The sequence below is a fragment of the Providencia sp. 2024EL-00732 genome, assembly GCF_044006275.1.
In the GTDB taxonomy this organism is placed as follows: Bacteria; Pseudomonadota; Gammaproteobacteria; order Enterobacterales; family Enterobacteriaceae; genus Providencia; species Providencia huashanensis.
In genome coordinates this window covers 151,983-171,330 of record NZ_JBIPDG010000006.1, presented here as the reverse complement: position 1 = coordinate 171,330, position 19,348 = coordinate 151,983, and the positions used below count along the sequence as shown (strand labels likewise).

Here is a 19,348-nt window from a genome sequence, read left to right as displayed (position 1 = left end):
AAGACCAATGAAACTCGAAAATGCACTGAAAAACTTTCACCCCAAATCACCGATATTTAGCGATACTGCGAGCAGTACATCACCCGACCGTTTAACTGGAACGGACATCATAGCTGCTATGGGGATGATTGATCCTCAGGCTAAGTTTGGCATGACGGCTTTTCTCGCTAAAAATGATGTCAGCGAAGAGGATAAAATTTCTACCATAGAAGCCTTGACGCAATATGCGAAAAAACAGACCCCAAAGCTGGTAGCAAAAGCTGCAGGTAAAAAACTAGGTCATTGTTTAATCATATTGGCCAAAATCGCATTTGAGGACTACGCTCGTTCGGCAGGTTCCGTTTTCCCATGTTCAACCTGTAGCGGCAAAGGGATGATTGATAAACAAGTCACTACAACAAAATATTCAACAAGAGACGCTGTCTTTTCCTCCTTTACCAAGGACAAGCCCAAACGATATACAAATACTGAGCGTGAGATCGTGGAAACTGAAAAAGTGATTTGCCAGTCATGTAAGGGAAAAGGCCAGTTAACACAGCGCTGTCGATGCAAGGGGCGGGGGAAAGTACTGGATGAAGCACAAACAGAACGACAGGGCGTCCCAGTATTCAAAGATTGCCCACGGTGTGCAGGCCTCGGTTTTAAGCGCGTTCCCTCATCTGTCGCATATAATGCAATAAAGCACTTGGTACCAGAGCTTAACGAAAGAACATGGCGCCGAAATTGGAAACCGTTTTATGAAACATTGGCCAGCAAATGTTTCATTGAGGAAAGTATTGCAGAGCAGGCGTTTAGCAAAGCGATAAAATAAACTGATCAAATAAACAGTAAAAAGCTTGCATTTTGTCCGAAGCTGGTTTATTATTTTTACAAAATGGACATTCTATACCTAATTAAGTAAATCGATGTCTCATTTTACCAATTCAAAACCTCGCGATTGCGGGGTTTTTTTATATCTAAAAACCTCAACAAGTGTTTCGTTTTCTTAAGAGTAGAACCTCACTTCGGCAGGGTTTTATTTTGTGATCTTCTGTGGTTTAGCACGATAAGTGAGGTTTTAAGTGAAAGTCTGCATTATAGGCATTTCTGGCGCAGGGAAAACAACGTTAGCTAAAAAATTAGCCATTGAACTGAATGTCCCTACTTATGCGTATGATGATATATATTGGAATAAAAGGAGTGGAGAATATATTAAAAATACTCCTGAGATAATTAATTCACTTGTTTCTGCCATAAAATCGGAAAGAGATTGGATAGTTGAAGGCGCGTATGATCGTCGGATGCTCCCATTCTTTGAAGACTGCTCTTTGATTATTAGATTGAAGATCCCATATCGGATATGTGTGTTAAGAATAATAAAGCGTTACCTACTTGCAAAAATAACAAAAACAAGACATAAGGAAACGATTCTAAATACCATTGAATTACTTCGCTTTGCAAAGCGATTTGATAACCAATTAAATGTTTTTTTTGATTCAACCCCAGCTGTTATGCATAAGATAGTTGAAGTTAATAACACTAAGCAGTGTTCACTAGAAATTAAAAAACATTTAAATGAAACTTCATAATTTAAAGGGGACAGTGATGCCATTTTCTATGTTTAACCGACTAATATGTAAGGTAACCCTTACAAGTTCAGTGATCTAGTCTTGTGGATAGCTTATATTCAAGAGGTCGCCTAGTGCGGCTTTTTTTGTCTATAGTAAAAAGCTAATTTCTAGTTAATTTTTTATGGGTAAAATAGCAATTCTTAAATTAAGCTAAAATTGAGTGGGTTAAATTTTTTATTCTAATAGTTAGTTTTTAATTGATATTAAGATTCATGCCTTTTAATTTTTTTAAATGTAATAATTTCCTTTCTTGTTTATTTAAAAAAAGGATGTTTTTATTGTGAGTATTTTCAAATTTAAAAAAATAATGGCTATCACTATCTTTTCTTGCTCATTTTCAAGCTTTGCTGCAAATCCACCGTTACAATTTCACATTCACGGTTCTTTTGAAGAGGTTGTTCCTCCGTGTAATTTGACAAGCGAGTCGAGCTTTAATTTGGCTTTTGATACCATTCCAACATATGTAAATATTGGATACGAAACGCAAGCCGAGTTTGTCAGAGTAAGTTATCAATGTATGCAGGATGTTAATGTTAAAGTTTATTTTTCTGATGCTGCCCATAAACTTTCTAGTGCAGCATATCAAACGACAGCGAGCCATATTGGGGTTAAAACTAAAATAAATGGTCAAATATTAAATCCCAATGAAAAACTAGAGTTTAAGTCTAAAGCAGGAGCATCAGAAATCCCAGTTGAAGTTAGTTTAATAAGGCTAGCAGAAACACAAGGTAATGGTGGTAGTTATGACTTTAATTTAACGGGTATTATTGAGACAGAGTATAACTAATATTTTAATTAGTATATTGTGTGCTGCTTTTCTATTAAATTCTTCAAGGTCACTTAGGTGGTCTTTTTTATTAACTCAACCTCAGGCACTCCGTAGGGGGTGAAATCATGCGTATGGATAAATACAGCAACGCAGCCTACGGCAGTGCTGGGCTTACAGCATTCTTTGCAAGTCTATCACTTTATGAGTGGGGCTTTATTATCGGGATGGCGTTTAGCATTATTCTTGGTCTTATTACCTTTTTTATGAATCGACGAGAGCAGCGAAAGCGAACACGTTTATTTGAAGAACTCGTTAATAAAACTGACCCACAAAACCCCTCAGCCACTGCACGAAAAGCTGCCGAACTTATGGCGAAAGCGCCTAAGAATATCTAATGTCACTCAAACAAAAACTCACTGTGCTTGTTGGTGCAGGGGCTTCGGCTATCGGTTTAGCCGTGATTGCGCATTATGAGGGGGTTAGATATGAGCCCTACGAGGATGTTATTGGTGTACTGACGGTCTGCTATGGGCACACAGGGAAAGATATTGTTCCCAATAAAACTTATACCAAAGAAGAATGCAATGAGCTGTTAGAGCTGGATTTTATGAGAACCAAATTACAGGTAGACCGCCTAGTTAAAGTCCCTGTTGATGAGCATACAAAAGCCGCGCTTTATTCATTTGCTTTTAATGTTGGCACTGGCGCATTTGCTAAGTCGACCATGTTGAAAAAGCTTAACGCAGGTGACCAATACGGTGCTCAAAGGGTATATGCCTTTGGAATCAAAGATAGCTATAGTTAGTCAGACAGTGATTCCTCCACACTATGTGATGTAGATCATCCAACTGAAATTTTCCCCCTTTATTGCTGCCTATATGGCGGCATGTTCGCCTTTTCCATGCTGTACTGAATGTACAAGAAACTACCTGTTTGGGAACCTATCGATATTTCTCAATTATTTGACAATTTAACAACTTAAAATTGAGGCCTAAAATGAATCCGCAATCCAATAGACTCTACAAAACCAAATTAATCATACTAGCCACGATCGTATCAGCTCTGATACCTATTTCCGGAAACGCAGCGTGTCCAACAGGTCAAGAACAATACGATCGGCTAGAGTTTATCGGGAAAGATGACACGGTCGTGACAGTAGACCACCGGGGAGATATGAGTGGGAGTGTACCAGAAAATAGCCTGATCGCGTTCCGAGGTTCATACAAAAAGTGCAGGCACGCAATAGAGACGGATATACGTTTATCAAAAGACGGAGCGCTTATGGTGTTCCATGATGCCAATATAGGTCGCGTACTTGAACAGAAATATAACCCTGACAGAAATACGGGACCAAACCCTTCAATATCCAGTCTGACACAAGCTGAAATACAAGCAAAAAAGATGAGGACAGTTAACTGGGATGTAACTAATCAAAGTGTCCCTACTGTAGAGGAGGTTATCTCTGATTACCTCGCTAATAGCGGTCAAGCGTTGTTTTATTTCGACGTTAAAGAAGAAAAAGCAATCGGGAAAGTCGCTAAAGCAATTTCAGACCAAGCCCAAAATCACCCAGATGTTCTTAAACGATTCATCGTCAAGTTTGGAATGGAGCATGTCCCAACGTATGAGAAATGGGTAGAGTTACTGGCCAAGGAAGGTGCCAATTCAGCTGTCATGGCAAACCCCTACATTAGTCCTTGGGGGGCTGAAAAAATCAACAAAATGAACATCCCCAATCCACCTGGAGAAACATACAAAGATAACACTAGCCGCGCAGTGGCTTCCTGGGCTAGACAACCTGCCAAATTGGTTCCTAACGTTGAGGTGGTAATAAAAAACTCTCAGGACTTTATTGCAACCATAAAAGAAAAATCAGCTCAGGGGATTTATGAAAAACCTACAACACTGAATGCGGATAATACATTTGATGGAACAATGGCTCGTATGATTACCATCATCAAGGCAAAGAAGAAAGCATTGGGCATATTTGTTCCAAATCCAGATTACATTCAGTGGCGTAGTGACTTAGTGTCTCAAGGTGTAACAGTTAAAAACCTTGACAAAAATCGTCAAATCGATATTGAAGAAGCTTATTTCTATAATACAGGTTACTGTTGCTACACGATGGAAGAAAGGCTTGGTCCTAATGAAAAGGAAGACATGCGAATGAATCTTACCTGGGCTAGAAGCATTGGCGCTAACGTCATCACAGTTGACGATCCCGACAGTGTTGATACATTCTTCCGAATGAACAGAGAACTTGATACTATCGCGATCCCGGTGACGGTTAAACCCACTCTAGAGATGAACTCTGTTTTGTCTCGACAACTAAAATTAGTGGATTTTCCCGAAGTCAACAATATCAATATAAAACCGTGGATGGGAGATGCCGCTTGGGGATGGGGAGGGGTGGTGTGCCTTTGGGATAATCCTAGAAGTGATCATTACGCCTGGACTTATCACTGTGACTTTTCTAATGATAAGGACAGTACCTATAAAAAATTACTCCATACAAAGATAGTCAAAAAGCACAGTCATCACGATGTTCTAGGTGATGCAATCCAGATATTTAATCATGACTTTAGTTACTGCCTTTCTAATATTCTAAATGATGATGACTTGTACCTATGGATGCAAGACTGTTCTTCCTCAAATGAAAAAAGCCTGTTTATTTTAGACTTCAACCGGCTTTTACCTCTTTTGAATTACTATGATCCGTGGGGGCCTATGATGATTACCTCTAGAAACGAGGCTGTGTGGGACTTTAAGTACTATGGTACGTTGCTTAAGGCTCCGCTCAATGATGTTGATGACTGGGCGAAATGGGGATTCTTTAACGGAGATTATTAGATTACTATTTTGAGGCCGGATATCCGGCCTTTTTTAATGTTCCAATGTAACTGCATGAACATGAGGGAGTTGTTTTAACGTGCAGTAGAACTCAGGTAGCGTCATTTTCTGTCTGACATTTAACTTTAAATTAACCTCTACCTTTTCTTTTTTAAGATCGCGTATATTCAGGCTATCTATGATGCTATTGTTGCTTGTTAAATAATCTATCGTTGATGATAAGCCTGCTTCATCATTAAACAACATGCGGACATTCAATTTTCCTAAACGTTTGCTCTTTGCTTGGTAAAGCAGGACTTGCGGGCTAATCCATATTGCAATGAAAAATAAGCCTGTCACCACAAAGGCATGGATGTAAAAACCATTTCCAGACGCAATACCAATCCCCGCTGAAGCCCACACTATTGCTGCGGTCGTTAAGCCCGAGATAGCATCATCGCTACGGTGCATGATGACCCCAGCACCCAAAAAACCAATCCCACTAATAATCTGTGCCGCGAGCCTCATTGGGTCACTACGTATATTGTCGGATATCCCCGCGTAATATTCCGCTGATTGTATTGAGACTATCGTTAACAGGCAGCTGGCAACTGCAATGATAACGCATGTAGTGAAACCGACAGGTTTTCCTTTTGCTTCCCGTTCTAAACCAAGGAGGCCGCCTAGGACAAAAGCGACCGTCAACTTGATTAACGTTGGAGGGAAGTTGCTTAACTGCTCGTAGATATAGGTTAAGCTTTCCATTTACCTCTCTCCTTACTCCATTTATTTTTCTATGACTGCATCTGCTTTATTATCGCTTTGCTGTATGGCTTTCTTTTTCGAAACATCATCTTTAAAGAAGATAAGGAAGAAGACCATCACAACGGCTGCAACTACGGTCGGATAATGCCAATAATTAACCCATTGAGGGAGTGATGCGGCACCCGTCTCTGTGACTGTATTGTTGAAGATATAGCCACAAACGGTTGAGGCAAATAATAAGCCTGCACCATTAGAAACGATAAAGCGGATCCCTTGAGCTTGAGCACGGATTTCTGGACGGGCTTTTTTATCAACATAGATATCGCCAGCGGTGAAGAAAAAGTCCCAACACAAGCCTTGCAGTAACAGGCCAATAATGATGAACATTGTGCCAGTATCCATTGCGGCATAAGAGAAAAGAACGGTTCGGATAATCCAAGAGCCTATACCTAATGCTAATGTAATTTTAAATCCGAATTTTAACAGCACGAATGACAGCAAAAACATAAAGACAATTTCACAAGCCACCCCGATTTGCATCATAGACGCTGCGTTATCAAATCCAAGCGCCTTAATAAATACAGGAATATAAGCAGAGTAGGCTGTTTTCGGGATCATCAGTACGAAGATGCTCAACATAAGTATCGCGAAATAACGGTCTTTGAACAAAGAGAGCGCGTCAAGACATAGGATATCTCTAGGTTTAAATGGCTGGTCTTTTGCTTTAGGAGGGGTATCTGGCAAGGTTAAACAGTATAGCGCCAAAACGACACCAGCACCGGCAGCAATATACCAAGTCATGGTGCTGCCAGATAAGCCCATTTCCCCCATGATAAATCCGACGACCATGAAACCGAAATTACCAAACACTCGAATGACTGGGAACATTTTCACGCCGTTAATGTGCGAGAAAGTGATGCTGTTTGAGAGTGCTGTAGTAGGGTAAAACAATAAGCCGACAATGAAAATCAGGAACAACGTCATTCCAACATTCTGCGTTTCCACAAATTGAGGAACCATTAACAACACACCAGCGTTGATAATGTGAAGTACAGCCATGACTTTTTGCGATGAAAAGAATCTGTCTGCCACCATTCCGATGAAAAGTGGCGACATGATCGTAGCCAGCCCCAGCAGAGCGTAAGCATTACCAATGATGTTAGCCATTCCATAAGAACTCAAGACAAGCCCCATCGTCATATTCCATGCGCCTTGCATAAAATATTGGACAAACATCATAATCAAAAGCCTGGAGGTGATATTCACGTTCATAGTGTTCTCCTTAGTTTGCTTCAACCGTGAGGCCGTCAGAAGCAACTAGAATGTTGTGTTCAGCGCAAATACTTTCCAGATGTTTATGTAATAAACGCGCGCTATGTGAGATATGAGAAACCAATATCTTTGTTTTCGGGTGTATACAGCCTTGAGCTTCCAGTTTTTGTTTGGCGGCGAAAACAGTTTCTAAACTCATGTGGTTATCAGTACGATCATCTCCATTCAAACCATAGGTGCATTCTAAAACAACAATATCCAGCGGCTTATTAATGAGCCAATTCCAAGTGAGCTCTGGGAACCAACCTGAGTCATGCCCATAAAAGATAGCTTGTCCATCTTTCTCGACATGATAAACAAAGCAATATTCCCACTTAGCGTGATTAGCCAGTAGTGGTGTGATTTTATAGCCTTTATGCTCAACTGTTTCATAGGGAACCATACAATGGAAACCGAAACGTTCTTTACTGTAGCCGGGTAAAACACTGACTGACCCGTTAATCGCTCTGTCATTACCAAAAATATGGAGGGGGTGGCATATTTCGTAACCATAACCTTCCATGCGGCTATATAAATCCCCCACATTAAAATGGTCAGGGTGAGTATGTGTGAAAAGTAGGGTTTCAATATCAGTCGCATCACGACCATCCCGCAATAATTGATGACTAAACGTAGGAGACATATCCACTAACATAACATCATCAATAATAGCGGAAGATTGCGTGCGGATATCCTTTCCGCCTAATCGACGAGCTTCCAAACAATGTTCACATCGGCAAAATGGATTAGGGATACCTTCGGAAGCAGCAGTGCCTAAAAAATGGATCTTCATAGTGAATTCCTTTTTATTTGTAATTATTCATATGTATTTTATATATTGACACGTATCAATATATATTTTTTAAAATAATTACAAAGCTTTTATAGTGAATTAAGTGATCTTGTTCAAAATAAAACCTATTAATACCTGATTTTCAATATATTGACGTATGCTCTACTCGATGCAGGAAAGTAAACTTGTTAAATGCCAATCCATATAATCAGAGTTAAGTGATGATACGAATCAATTTCATTTGGCTTTAAAATTAAGGTATTATTATTGGCAGTCGATTTGGAGGGGATAATCAATGGCAACAATGAGGGATATTTGTAGAATTGCTGGTGTTTCGCACGGCACAGTCTCGAATGTGTTAAATGGACGCGGCAACGTTAGCGTGGAGAAAATGGAAGCCGTGTTAAATGCCGCCAAGGCGCTGGGCTATAACGTTAATACTCAAGCGCAATTACTCAGAGCAAACACAAATATCAAGATTGCAATCGTGCTTCCTCACCTGATATCGGAAAAGTACACCATACTGTTCAACGCTATTCGCCAGACGATTGAAGACAGCTCAGATTTGCCATTTGATGTATTCTTGACTGATGACCTACAATCCAAGGAATTGAAAATACTACAAAAAATAGCCTCTGGCGGTTACCAAAGCGTTATCACGGTTAGCTGTCTTAATGATGCTAGTGTGTATTTTGATACACTTCAAATTCCTCCTGAAAATGTCGCCTTTGTATACCGAAAACCCCAGAATGCTAAAGTGTATTTCAGCCTTGACTATGCCGATGCAGCGCAAGCCATTGCAAATCAAATAGCAAAAGATGCATGTGAAAGAATTGGAATTTTTGCCGAATCTTCATATTATTTGAATAGTGAGGAATTTGTTCGAGAAGTCCGACTGTCCTTACAAAAAGACGTACCGAATATTGAAGTGGTCGTGTGTTATTCGAGTGACCTTGAGTCTTACAATACGGCTTTTGATTTTTTTGCAAATAATCAAAAATTTGATGCAATCATTACGCAAGATCTCGAAAGAACTCGATATATAACACAGGCGAGTTTTTTCGGAAGCGCGAAGCAGGTTCCACGTATTTATTCATTAACAGGTAGCACACCACCAATGGTTAGCGGGGTGTATTGCATTCCGATGAATTACGCTCAACTCGGTTTAGATGTGGCTGCGCGCTTATTTAAAAATGAAGGAACAAAGTTTGAGCAGGAGCAGCAAATCTCCAGCCCTTTTGCCCGCGTTTATACCAGTGAGGCCAGAGATGGCGAACGTACTCGAGTCGATACACTTAATTTGCTTACGATACCAAGCCCTTCAACCGACGCTCTACAAAAACTGCTTCCCCACTTTTTCGCTCAAACGGGGGTTCACGTTAATATCTCTGTTCGTCCTTTTGGCGAAATATTCAATATCCTTAACACGATAGAAGAACACCCTTTTTACGATTTATTACGTATCGATGTCGCTTTTTTTCCTTGGTTTGCAAAAAAGACCCTCGTGCCGCTTAATTCCGTTGGTGGTGGATTAACAGACTTGCAATCAAAATACACGGAGCAAAAACAAAGCCGTTTTTGTCTAGTCAATGATATGGCTTATGCGATGCCGTTCGACGCAAGTGTGCAGCTTATGTTTTACCGTAAGGATCTTTTCGAAGACCCAATAACGAAGCGCATGTACTTCGAATCGACGGGTAAAGAGCTGAAAGTACCTTCTACTTTTGAGGAGTACGACAGGATAAGTCGTTTTTTCTATACACATCGCGAAGCTGGTAATGAAAATAAACCGTATGGTTCATCTTCTACCACAGGCAGTGCTGGGATAATTTCATCGGAGTACCTGTTACGCTATTATGCCGCAGGTGGGTGCTTGTTTGGCTCCGGCACAGAACCCAGCTTAAGCCCGTTAATCGCTGAGAAAGTGCTTACTGACTACATGAATCAACTATCCTATACCGACAGGATTAACAGTGAGTGGTGGGGGGAATCGATAAAGCGGTTTGAGTCAGGAGATCTCGCGATGAACATCGCGTATATGAATTTATTTAATGATGTCGCTCATAGCCCCATGTCCAATAACATTGGATACGCACCCGTGCCGGGAGGAAAGCCTCAAATTGGCGGAGGGGTTTTAGGAATGTCACGCTATAGTAAAAAGACAGAATTAGTTGAGCTCTTTTATCGATGGCTTTACTCAGATGTCATCCAGGATCACATATTGATGCTTGGTGGCAATACCATTCAGCGAAATTATATATACATGCAAGAGGTCAGACAGCGTTATCCTTGGTTGTCGCTTTCTTACAATGAGATAGAGACTGGAGTCCGTGAATCTACCATGCCTAATGGCGAAGCATTTAATCTTCGTCAAGCTGAAAATATCATTGGCCGTGGTGTCATCGATGCTTTGGATGGGTTAATGACCATCCAAGAAACTATTCAAAAAATAAATCTGGGATTGAAAAATCTTTGAAAAATACAGGCCACAGCCTCTTAGGGGCCGTGGTCTTTTTCAGATTTTATAATGTATATCGCTAACAGCGCTTAATTTCTGTGCTGCTTGTTCCGGCGTTAAATCACGTTGTGTTTCAGCCAACATTTCATATCCCACCATGAATTTACGCACTGAAGATGAACGTAATAATGGTGGATAGAATTGAGCGTGCAATTGCCAATGCTCAATATTCTGATTATCTTTGAAGAAAGGTGCAAAGTGCCACCCCATTGAGTAAGGAAAAGATGTTTTGAAAAGATTGTCATAACGTGAAGTGAGTTTTTTCAACGCAAGGGCTAAATCATCCTTCATCTCTTCCGTTAATTCATCCATACGATGAACCACAGTTTTAGGCATCAATATTGTTTCAAATGGCCATGCAGCCCAATAGGGCACGACCGCAATCCAATGATCCGTGTCTACCACTGTCCGGCTTCCATCACGCATTTCAAATGTAGCATAGTCTAAAAGTAAGCTACTTCCATTTTCTGTGTAGTACCGCCGCAGGTTGTCATCTTTTCGCTTTATTTCATTTGGCAGAAAGTCGCTGGCCCAAATTTGTCCATGAGGATGAGGTTGTGAGCATCCCATCATTTCACCTTTATTTTCGAACGCTTGAACCCATATGTAATTTTCCCCAAGTTCAGACAACTGTTCACTCCAGGTTGTCACGACGTCTTTGATCTGCGGAACGCTCAGTTCTGGCAAAGTCTTACTGTGATCTGGGGAAAAACATATCACTCGACTAAGGCCTCGAACTGCTTGTGTGCGGATCAGGCTAGTGATATTCTCCGGCTGAGTAGAGCCTTGTGGGGTAAGGGCTGAAAAATCATTTTGAAAAACAAAGGTTCCTTTGTAGTCTGGATTTATCTCACCAGAGATCCTTTTATTCGTAGGGCATAAAAAACACGTTTCATCATACTCAGGGAGTTTTAACAGTTCAGGGGGTTCATCCATTCCATTCCACGGTCGCTTAGCACGGTGTGGTGAAACTAGCACCCACTGATCAGTTAACGGATTATACCGGCGGTGGGGGACTTCTGTAGGGTCAAATATGGGTAAGTTCATGTTGGGTCCTCATTTGTTATTGTTTGAACTGTTGTAGCCTTCAGGGTTATTACATTGCCAACGCCATGCATCATCAGCCATATCCTGAATACTTCGTGTTACCTCCCAATTAAGTTCACGTCGAGCTTTTTCGGGGGTTGACCAATACTCTGCAATATCCCCTTCGCGACGAGCTTTAAATTCGTGAGCAATACTTTTTCCACATGCAACCTCAAATGCATGAAGCATTTCTAATACACTGGTGCCTTTACCTGTTCCTAAATTAAAAATATGGAGTCCGGGCTGCTGACTCACTGCTCCCAAGGCCGCAACATGCCCATCAGCCAAATCCATAACGTGGATATAATCTCGAACACCTGTGCCATCAATTGTGGGGTAATCGTTACCAAAAATTGAAAGAAAAGGCCGTTTCCCCACGGCGACTTGAGTAATGTAGGGGGTTAGATTATTTGGAATGCCTAATGGATCTTCCCCCATTTCGCCAGATGGATGGGCCCCAACAGGGTTAAAATAGCGCAGCAGGGTTGCAGAGCACTCTGGGTCTGAAATATGCATGTCCTCAAGTATTCGCTCAACCATATATTTACTGGTGCCATAAGGGCTAGCAGTTGCACCTGTAGTAAAGGTCTCATCAATAGGAACGTTTTTTGGCTCACCATACACCGTTGCAGATGAGCTAAAAATAATACTTTTAATAGCGTGCTGCTTCATCACCCGAAATAAGACGAGACTACCATTGACATTCATATCATAGTATTTGAGGGGCTGTTCAACGGATTCACCAACAGCCTTTAGCCCTGCGAAATGAACCACTGACTGGATATTATGTGCTTTAAAAATACAACCCAAGATACCGGAATCCCGAACATCACCTTCAAAAAACACAGGGCGAACGCCAGTTATTTTTTCAATTCTATTTAATACTTCTAGATTGGAGTTTATTAAGTTATCTAAAATAACAGGCGTGAAACCTGCCTGTATCATTTGAACGCATGTATGACTCCCGATATAACCCAGCCCGCCAGTAACTAAAACGTCGTTCCCTTTCATTCTTAACCTCGATATAAATAGTTTACATACATCATATAATTGGAACGTATCAATTTCATAAATTAAAATAAAATTTGAAATGGCGATCACAATAAATTACTTGGTAAAAATAATCATTCCAAAAATAAATAAGTAAATCATGAAGTTAACCTAGTAAAATGCTTGGTACGTAACAGTACATGCGAAGGGTTGCTATCCTTGTGGTTCGTTCTACACTGTAATAGAGTGAATGGATGTGTTTGATTTTGTTTCAAATTTAATAATATATAATCAAATAATCACTGGTATAAACGAATGGACTCGGCCTTCTTTAGAAGATTAACCTTTAAGAGGTACAAAATGATGTTCAAGCCATCGCGGTTCATTCCATTGTTTTATATGGTGTTATTGTTCCTTCTATCCAGTTTTAATGTTCAGGCAAATGAAGCCCCTTCAACAAAGGCATGGGAGGCGTGGGGATTGCAACCCATCTCTCTTGGTATGCCCCCTATTTATCAGTTCAAAGCCAAAAGCGATGTATCGGTAAGGAATGGCGACCGACCTCTTCTTATCGATGTATATTTACATGACATGAGTTATACAGGGCCGAAGTATAATGAAACAAGAATTCGAGTATATATATCCATTAAGCACTTGATTTCTGGTAAGGTTTCCAAGCAAATGTCTGATGAGACCTTTGGTGTTATTAAAAAATTCCAAACTCGTTTCGAATTCCCTGTTGTACGCTCTGGTGAATATGCAATTGATGTGGACGGCATTTCTATACAGTATATAAACAATGGAACAGTAGAATGGTCATTTAGAATACACGGACCAGATAGCCGTCATGGAACATCTTGGGTTGATGGCAATGCTCATTCTCAAATTAATCGAATTAATTCTGCTGTATCGGATGTTTTAACAGAGAAAAAACCAGGCCAATATGTTTTTGGCCTCGATAAATCGCTCAAGAATCATTTCGAAGTTCCTATTAAGCTTGGTTCTCAAAGCTACACAGTGGCTCTTTCAGGTAGTCTTCTCATCATTCCAAAGCTGGTTGGCAATGTTCGGTATGTTTACCCTCATTTGCTTGGTGATACTCACGAAGGTGAAGCGGAACGGTGTGAATACAATGTTTATGCAACGGTATCCGGAGAACATCAAGATGCAGAAATTTACACCCCACATGAAGCCTGGAATAAGCTGGACCAACCTTTAGTAGCTCTCAATGCAAACTTTTTTGATGTTCGAAGACAAGAGGCGCATACAGACTGGAAAATGAACGGTTGTTCATCACCTGTAGGCATGTATTACGATAATGTTACTAAAGGGCCGACTAAAGGTACCCACAATGCCCCAGATAAATATTTGGCAGGCCTACCTTACTTCATTAACCCGAATAACAACAAATCAATCCCGCTGGATACAATGCTTTGGCTTGATGATATTTATTCGCATCGCATGCTTATTCATGCCGATTCATTGGAAGCCACAAACGTAAGGAAACAAATGGAGGAGCTAAATAGAGATGGGTTCAAGTATATCGCTGTTTCCGGTGTAGGCCTTAATGACAGGATGTACGACCCTTCAATCAGCCCTACTTATGCTGAGGAAGGATTAGGACGAGTAGCTATGAGTTTCAATGAAAATGAAAACGTCATTTTTATCTATCAAGGTGGGGAATTTGATGAAGGTCTAGACCGTCGGGAGTTGTACGGGCTTTTTCAAGCACTAGATGTTGACAATGCCATTGAGTTTTCCGGGGGCCCTTACGCTGCAATAGCTATAAAGGATGATAGTTTCACACGCTACGGAGGACGTAGGCGTGCATCTTCGTGTAATGACAATAACGTCTGGTGCTCCGAACCAACTAATAAGAACCGTAAACCCAGTGCTTCTCCTGCCTGGCTAGGTATTTCTAATAGATAATATTCTCTAATAACCACTTAATGGCATGGCTAAAATCCATGCCGTTTTTTTCGTCAGCGGTTAAACCTACGGTACGATCCACTCACCCATAGTTGTAATGGTCAACAAATACTGTAGAAGATCTAAGCGGCATTTCTAAGTTCATGATATTTTTGATGCGGTGTTAAATAGCCGATCGTTGAATGTCGCCGAGAATAATTGTAAAACTGAATGTAATCTTCAACTTCACAGACTACAGCCTGATGATTTATAAACGATAAAGGGTTGAGTCTTTCAGTCTTTAAACTCCTAAAAAATCTTTCCATCACCGCGTTATCCAGGCAATTACCTCGCCGACTCATGCTCTGAGTTATTTTCCGTTCCATGAGGTGCGCCCTAAACTCCTCCGATGAATATTGGCAACCTTGATCTGAATGGAACATCAAACTTGTCGTATCCGGTAATTGTCGTTCAATGGCATTATCTAAGGCTTCTTTCGCTAATTTCGAATCCGGTTTTGTTGATAAGGCATAACCAATAATCTCTTTGGTCGCTAAATCCAACACACAGGCTAAATAGCTCCACCCATGATGATGTCGAATATACGTGATATCCCCCGACATAATAGTGATTATGCTGTTCAGGCGAAAATTGGCGTTTAAGCAAATTAGGCGCATATCGATGTTCGTTACCCGATGAAGGATAATAATGCTTTTTCGTGGGTCTTATGGCAACTAATTGATTTAATTTCATGATGTTCGCTATTTTATGTGTGCCAATTTGGTGCCCTAATCCCTTTAACTCAGCTTGAATACGTCTTTTGCCATACGTTTGACCCGATGCAGTAAAAATACGCTTGATTTCGCCATACAGGTTTTCATTTTCAACTGTGGGTATTTTGGGTTCATAATAAAAACTACTGCTGCTTACTTCAAAAAGATGGCATAGCTCAGTGACCGTAAAATTGGGGTACAGGGTTTTCATTTGCTTCACGATGTTGAGTTTTGATTGTCGAGGATGAAGTAAGCTGCGGCTTTTTTTAATATGTCATTATTCCTCTGCGCACGCTTAAGTTGAGCTTCTAATTCTTGTATGCGCTGTTGTTCGGGGGTTAACGCTTTTGATTTTACAGGCGTATTCCCCTTTAACTCAGCAAGATATTGTTGCTTCCATCGTGATACAGCAGATTTGCCCGCCCCCGATATTTTTTCAACTTGAATATTGCTATATCCGCCTTCAACCATGAGTTTTGCATATTCCAGTTTTTGCTTTGCGCTAAAGGTCACTTTTACTTTTCGGGTCATATTTATACCTATAAGATTTTGCTTAATTATAAGCTATAAATCTCTACAGTTTTATTAGACCATTACAAGTAGTGGTGGTTCGGATTCTGTAACCATTGGTAAAGGAAATCTTCCAGCGGTGCCCTTGAAATTCTCTGGCACAACGAGTTCAAATGGTGGTCATACTCATAATCGTGGAACGATGAATATCACTGGGGAATTTGCGAATAATGGTGAGGCATGGAAAAATACAACTACATCAGGACATGCGGCAGGAGCTTTTACAAGGATGACGACGAGAAATGTCACCTCACACACAGAAACATCGAATGGTGGGTGTTACTACTCCTTTGATGCTTCAAAGACATGGTCTGGAGCTACATCTAATAATGGAGCCCACACTCATACCTATTCAGGAAATACAGAAAACCTTGGTTCAGGAACGGCTTTGGCAGTAACCAACGCCTATATTATGTTAATGGGGTGGTATCGTATCTCATAAGTAATTATTGAAGCTAAAGTGGCGCAGTCAGTGCCACTTTTTGATTGCTGTTTATATAAATCAATTAGTTGACTAAATAATTCTAATCATTCACTGTTAATTTTAGATACAAATACATTTGTATCAACTATGAACTTAAAACTGTCGTAATTGTATTCTGAACAAATATTAATATGGGATGCTCTATCACATGTAAGGAATCAATGATTAAAAACGTATAAAATTTAGTATACTTTCTTCTATTAGAGAATATTGTGCGATATTTTAAAATAGCCTGAATATTTCATCTTTATATAATATTAATTTTTTTCATCATAGTGCATCCAGTCGTTAATATTATTTTCTACTTCCCACTCCTTAATTTTACGTATTATTGACTATTAATCGAGATATAAATGATTAATTCAGTGTTTGTCTTATTGTTTTAATTACTTTAATACAGTGAAATACCGTTACCAAATACAAGGAGATATTATGTATATTAATTTTGCTTATGATATGGTAAACATAGGTTGGTTAACATTTATTATCTTTATGCCTATAGACCCTGTTTTTTCCTATTCTGCGCTGTTGGAAATAACGACGCTTTCGGTAAAGTAACCTTATTATAATCGGTTAAATAGAGATTGAGGCAACAACAATAATTACATATAAAGCAGCTATTCCCAAAACAGCACCAATGATTGTCCTAGCAAAAAGGCAGCTAAGGCTGATTGGCGGCGATTTAGGGAGTAGCGCTGAAAAACTCCAATAAGCAAGAACGAGTAATAAAAAAGCAAAAAACAAAAGATAAGTAATAGTGAATGCCACTTTGAGTCCCCTTAAATTTAATATGATTAAGTCTAAGGTATTTAGGTTTTATATGCGATAAGAAAAAATGCAGAAAATTGATGGTAATAATATAACTCGTAAGATTTAATATTTAAGCAAGTCGGTTTAAATTATTTTGAATGTCAACATTTCCTATCTTACTTATAAGATGCCAGTAAGCCTGTTCGTTATTAACGTATAACATTAACATGTTCTTGTTTGACCTGCCTCTCAGGCTGATCAGCCAATTGCATAGAGATGGGAACTGAAATGTTGAAATCCAGCAGCCAAGCTAGTTTAGTACTACTATTCGGCTGCCCTTCATTAATCACACAGTACTCAACTGATCCAGAATAGAAATAAATACTATGTAAAACTTTGAGGCTCTTCTAAATTAAACTGTGATTGTCCTTTAGATTTTGCAGACTTAAAGTGAAAGATCCCAAAAAAGCTGACTTTCCTCAGACGCATGACCAATCTTTCGTATTAGGGAAAAAGGAATCGAGTTACTCTCATCGAGAGTCTTTCCGATAATATTAGCAGCATTTAGGTAGTCATATCTCAGTCCAAAGCTGGCCACCATAGTAGGTTCCGCTGAGTGAGTACGATCTAAGAGTGCTTGATTGAACTCGATAAACTGAACGAGCGTGGCACCTGCGGCTTTTAATCCAGTGAAAATAGAATCAAACAGTTCAGGATGGAGTGCCCGTGTAAACACTGCGATAGTCTGGCCCTTAAGATCCGCAGGCTTCAGATTATTGACCTTCGCGAGGGGATGATTGGCAGACATCAGTAGTTCAAGCTTGAGCTCACAGAGTAACATTGTCTCAATTTCAGAATGGTGTACTTCACCCAACACAAAAGCAAGGTCTAAACCCCCCTTCAGAACCCGATCAATCAGCCCTGAGCTCCAGCCAATATCGAGTTCAACACTGATATCGGGATAAATTAACGCAAATTGGTCGACCAGTTCTTGTCTGCGAACAATATGGTTGCCGTAAGGAGGAGAACCAAGCCTAAGGTGACGCTCATCTCGGTGTTGCAATTGGGACGCAAGAGCTTCGGTCAGCATCATTGATGCGTGTACGCCGCGTGCTGCTTGAAGTAGCTCGTAGCCCTGTTTGGTTAAGGCAATATTACGAGTGTTCCGAGTAAATAGGGGAAACCCTAACTGCTCCTCAAACTTTTTCAATCGGGCAGACAGCCACGGTTGAGCTACATGTAAACGCTCAGCTGCTCGAGTGAATGAACCTTCCTCAGCGATTATCGCAAACTGCACCACAAGGCGCGGATCAAGCTTCATTGAGCAATTCCTCATTTATATCGCAGAGATCTGCATGTTGTAGCGTAATGTTTAATGACCGTCGCATTTTAACTAAATCCTATTGGAATTATAACCAAATCTTAACCGCTATACTGTTAGCATGTATATTGTTATTTATACGAAATTTGACTTAATTACGAGAAAATTCGTCTTAGACATGGCTTCTTGATAGAGGGATACTTCCATCGAAATCTGTACTAATCCACTACTGGTAAATTGGTTTGGCGTACGGCCACAATTGTTAGCATTAGTGTGAAATAAACAAATTTGGAGGAATGCATGGACACGAAACAGAGGTTCGACCAACTTAAGAATACGGAACGCCTCAATGACGAAATTCTGTTTGAATTCTTTGATTCGCTTTCACCCGTTTCTACAGATGAAGTTCTGGGGCGCTGGAAAGGCGGTGATTTCAATACAGGGCACTGGTGCAATCGTGCTCTGATAGAAAGGAAATGGTACGGAAAATGGTATCGTAGCAAGATGGATGCAGTGCCACTTATCTGTTATGACGACCAAAATCGCCTATTTTCAAGTCAGGCAATGAAGGGTGAAGCCTCGCTTTGGGATGTAGAATTCCGTGGAAAAGTCTCGACTACTATGATCTACGATGGTGTACCTATCTTCGATCATTTACGTAAAGTTGATGAAAACACACTGCTCGGCGTCATGGATGGTAAATCGTTGGAGGGCTCCCCTGATATTGTTGATAACGGCAAGTACTACTTTTTCTATCTTGAAAAGGTAGATAGTTTCCCAGTCGAATACGTGGAAGAGTGAAAAACTGTTTATGTGGGCAAACGCGGCTATTGCTCGCCGCGAACAAGCTCAAAAGCAGTGTTGAGTGATT

17 protein-coding genes and 1 pseudogene are annotated in these 19,348 nt (G+C 40.3%); 10 read left to right on the top strand and 8 right to left on the bottom strand.

Annotated features, from left to right (window positions below):
• The first annotated feature begins 7 nt into the window (after positions 1–7).
• From ACHB7C_RS12090 to ACHB7C_RS12065, 6 genes are all read left to right on the top strand, one after another.
• Positions 8–811, top strand: a complete 804-nt coding sequence (locus tag ACHB7C_RS12090; protein WP_048607795.1) for an antitermination protein — start codon at positions 8–10, stop codon at positions 809–811.
• A 250-nt stretch (positions 812–1,061) separates the two neighbouring features.
• Positions 1,062–1,568 carry an AAA family ATPase gene (locus ACHB7C_RS12085; RefSeq protein ID WP_210855301.1) on the top strand — a complete coding sequence of 169 codons (507 nt, stop codon included), beginning with the start codon at positions 1,062–1,064 and terminating at the stop codon, positions 1,566–1,568.
• 322 nt (positions 1,569–1,890) lie between these two features.
• On the top strand, positions 1,891–2,397 hold the full coding sequence (locus ACHB7C_RS12080; protein ID WP_198860816.1) for a hypothetical protein: 507 nt from the start codon (positions 1,891–1,893) through the stop codon (positions 2,395–2,397).
• Positions 2,398–2,504: 107 nt separating this feature from the next.
• Positions 2,505–2,774, top strand: coding sequence for an HP1 family phage holin (locus ACHB7C_RS12075; RefSeq protein WP_198860815.1), 270 nt, complete (start codon positions 2,505–2,507; stop codon positions 2,772–2,774).
• The gene (locus tag ACHB7C_RS12070; RefSeq protein ID WP_198860814.1) at positions 2,774–3,184 is read left to right on the top strand and encodes a lysozyme; all 411 of its coding nucleotides are present in this window, start codon (positions 2,774–2,776) and stop codon (positions 3,182–3,184) included. Before ACHB7C_RS12075 ends, ACHB7C_RS12070 begins: the two co-directional genes overlap by 1 nt.
• A 191-nt stretch (positions 3,185–3,375) precedes the next feature.
• Complete coding sequence (locus ACHB7C_RS12065; protein WP_198860813.1) at positions 3,376–5,229, top strand: glycerophosphodiester phosphodiesterase family protein; 1,854 nt, start codon at positions 3,376–3,378, stop codon at positions 5,227–5,229.
• Positions 5,230–5,262: 33 nt separating this feature from the next.
• Here the strand turns inward: ACHB7C_RS12065 and ACHB7C_RS12060 are convergent, their stop codons facing one another.
• From ACHB7C_RS12060 to ACHB7C_RS12050, 3 genes are read right to left on the bottom strand one after another with little or no spacing between them, the layout of a single operon-like run.
• The gene (locus ACHB7C_RS12060; RefSeq protein ID WP_198860812.1) at positions 5,263–5,973 is read right to left on the bottom strand and encodes an MgtC/SapB family protein; all 711 of its coding nucleotides are present in this window, start codon (positions 5,971–5,973) and stop codon (positions 5,263–5,265) included.
• 21 nt (positions 5,974–5,994) lie between these two features.
• The gene (locus tag ACHB7C_RS12055) at positions 5,995–7,245 is read right to left on the bottom strand and encodes an MFS transporter (RefSeq protein WP_198860811.1); all 1,251 of its coding nucleotides are present in this window, start codon (positions 7,243–7,245) and stop codon (positions 5,995–5,997) included.
• Between the two features lie 10 nt (positions 7,246–7,255).
• Positions 7,256–8,077: an MBL fold metallo-hydrolase gene (locus tag ACHB7C_RS12050; RefSeq protein WP_198860810.1), complete on the bottom strand. Its 822-nt coding sequence runs from the start codon at positions 8,075–8,077 to the stop codon at positions 7,256–7,258.
• 295 nt (positions 8,078–8,372) lie between these two features.
• Here ACHB7C_RS12050 and ACHB7C_RS12045 point away from each other — a divergent pair, with 295 nt between their 5' ends.
• Entirely contained in the window at positions 8,373–10,553 is a 2,181-nt protein-coding gene (locus ACHB7C_RS12045; protein ID WP_198860809.1) for an extracellular solute-binding protein, read from the top strand.
• A 39-nt stretch (positions 10,554–10,592) separates the two neighbouring features.
• Here ACHB7C_RS12045 and ACHB7C_RS12040 read toward each other — a convergent pair whose 3' ends face one another.
• Positions 10,593–11,642: a UDP-glucose--hexose-1-phosphate uridylyltransferase gene (locus ACHB7C_RS12040; RefSeq protein WP_198860808.1), complete on the bottom strand. Its 1,050-nt coding sequence runs from the start codon at positions 11,640–11,642 to the stop codon at positions 10,593–10,595.
• A 9-nt stretch (positions 11,643–11,651) separates the two neighbouring features.
• The gene (gene galE / locus ACHB7C_RS12035; protein WP_198860807.1) at positions 11,652–12,692 is read right to left on the bottom strand and encodes a UDP-glucose 4-epimerase GalE; all 1,041 of its coding nucleotides are present in this window, start codon (positions 12,690–12,692) and stop codon (positions 11,652–11,654) included.
• A 339-nt stretch (positions 12,693–13,031) separates the two neighbouring features.
• On the opposite strand from galE, the gene ACHB7C_RS12030 reads away from it, so the two are divergent.
• Positions 13,032–14,600 carry a hypothetical protein gene (locus ACHB7C_RS12030; RefSeq protein ID WP_198860806.1) on the top strand — a complete coding sequence of 523 codons (1,569 nt, stop codon included), beginning with the start codon at positions 13,032–13,034 and terminating at the stop codon, positions 14,598–14,600.
• Between the two features lie 122 nt (positions 14,601–14,722).
• Here the strand turns inward: ACHB7C_RS12030 and ACHB7C_RS12025 are convergent.
• Positions 14,723–15,883: pseudogene (locus tag ACHB7C_RS12025) on the bottom strand (IS3 family transposase).
• Between the two features lie 118 nt (positions 15,884–16,001).
• On the opposite strand from ACHB7C_RS12025, the gene ACHB7C_RS12020 reads away from it, so the two are divergent.
• Entirely contained in the window at positions 16,002–16,364 is a 363-nt protein-coding gene (locus tag ACHB7C_RS12020; RefSeq protein ID WP_042844954.1) for a hypothetical protein, read from the top strand.
• Positions 16,365–16,979: 615 nt separating this feature from the next.
• Here ACHB7C_RS12020 and ACHB7C_RS12015 read toward each other — a convergent pair.
• Positions 16,980–17,174, bottom strand: coding sequence for a hypothetical protein (locus ACHB7C_RS12015; protein WP_129466185.1), 195 nt, complete (start codon positions 17,172–17,174; stop codon positions 16,980–16,982).
• Between the two features lie 427 nt (positions 17,175–17,601).
• Positions 17,602–18,477, bottom strand: coding sequence for a LysR family transcriptional regulator (locus ACHB7C_RS12010; protein ID WP_272572533.1), 876 nt, complete (start codon positions 18,475–18,477; stop codon positions 17,602–17,604).
• A 300-nt stretch (positions 18,478–18,777) separates the two neighbouring features.
• On the opposite strand from ACHB7C_RS12010, the gene ACHB7C_RS12005 reads away from it, so the two are divergent.
• The gene (locus ACHB7C_RS12005) at positions 18,778–19,278 is read left to right on the top strand and encodes a DUF4334 domain-containing protein (protein ID WP_042844948.1); all 501 of its coding nucleotides are present in this window, start codon (positions 18,778–18,780) and stop codon (positions 19,276–19,278) included.
• The last annotated feature ends 70 nt before the right edge of the window (positions 19,279–19,348 follow it).

What these genes read in the sequence shown, in the direction of transcription:
- ACHB7C_RS12090 (WP_048607795.1), top strand. Translation starts at nt 8, where the DNA reads ATGAAACTCGAAAATGCACTGAAAAACTTTCACCCCAAATCACCGATA.
- ACHB7C_RS12075 (WP_198860815.1), top strand. Translation starts at nt 2,505, where the DNA reads ATGCGTATGGATAAATACAGCAACGCAGCCTACGGCAGTGCTGGGCTT.
- ACHB7C_RS12070 (WP_198860814.1), top strand. Translation starts at nt 2,774, where the DNA reads ATGTCACTCAAACAAAAACTCACTGTGCTTGTTGGTGCAGGGGCTTCG.
- ACHB7C_RS12065 (WP_198860813.1), top strand. Translation starts at nt 3,376, where the DNA reads ATGAATCCGCAATCCAATAGACTCTACAAAACCAAATTAATCATACTA.
- ACHB7C_RS12060 (WP_198860812.1), bottom strand. Translation starts at nt 5,973, where the DNA reads ATGGAAAGCTTAACCTATATCTACGAGCAGTTAAGCAACTTCCCTCCA.
- ACHB7C_RS12055 (WP_198860811.1), bottom strand. Translation starts at nt 7,245, where the DNA reads ATGAACGTGAATATCACCTCCAGGCTTTTGATTATGATGTTTGTCCAA.
- ACHB7C_RS12050 (WP_198860810.1), bottom strand. Translation starts at nt 8,077, where the DNA reads ATGAAGATCCATTTTTTAGGCACTGCTGCTTCCGAAGGTATCCCTAAT.
- ACHB7C_RS12045 (WP_198860809.1), top strand. Translation starts at nt 8,373, where the DNA reads ATGGCAACAATGAGGGATATTTGTAGAATTGCTGGTGTTTCGCACGGC.
- ACHB7C_RS12040 (WP_198860808.1), bottom strand. Translation starts at nt 11,642, where the DNA reads ATGAACTTACCCATATTTGACCCTACAGAAGTCCCCCACCGCCGGTAT.
- galE (WP_198860807.1), bottom strand. Translation starts at nt 12,692, where the DNA reads ATGAAAGGGAACGACGTTTTAGTTACTGGCGGGCTGGGTTATATCGGG.
- ACHB7C_RS12030 (WP_198860806.1), top strand. Translation starts at nt 13,032, where the DNA reads ATGATGTTCAAGCCATCGCGGTTCATTCCATTGTTTTATATGGTGTTA.
- ACHB7C_RS12010 (WP_272572533.1), bottom strand. Translation starts at nt 18,477, where the DNA reads ATGAAGCTTGATCCGCGCCTTGTGGTGCAGTTTGCGATAATCGCTGAG.
- ACHB7C_RS12005 (WP_042844948.1), top strand. Translation starts at nt 18,778, where the DNA reads ATGGACACGAAACAGAGGTTCGACCAACTTAAGAATACGGAACGCCTC.